Source organism: Ochrobactrum sp. SFR4, from assembly GCF_019730395.1.
GTDB lineage: Bacteria > Pseudomonadota > Alphaproteobacteria > Rhizobiales > Rhizobiaceae > Pseudochrobactrum.
The window spans coordinates 1-235 of sequence record NZ_JAAPBB010001397.1; the positions used below are offsets into that span (position 1 = coordinate 1).

Annotated in this window: 1 protein-coding gene; it reads right to left on the reverse strand. The window is 51.1% G+C overall.

Going from position 1 to position 235, the window contains the following annotated elements:
* A partial coding sequence (locus HBA93_RS23620) for an ATP-binding cassette domain-containing protein (protein ID WP_221724831.1) occupies positions 1 to 235 on the reverse strand: 235 nt, incomplete at both ends.

The following is a 235-nucleotide window of genomic DNA, read 5'->3' on the forward strand; positions in this document are numbered from 1 at the left end:
TGCGACTGCCGCGCAATTTACGCATGTCACGACTGCTTAATTTCCGCAAATCCTGTCCTTTAAACAGGATTTCACCGGAGCTGACCTCCAGCGGACGGTTCAGCAAACCCATAATCGAAAGCGAAGTAATGGATTTACCGCAACCGGACTCCCCGACCAGACCGAAAGTTTCACCCGCGCCGATCGAGAATGAAACATTCTCAACCACGTTAAAGCGGGTTTCACCGGAAACCAT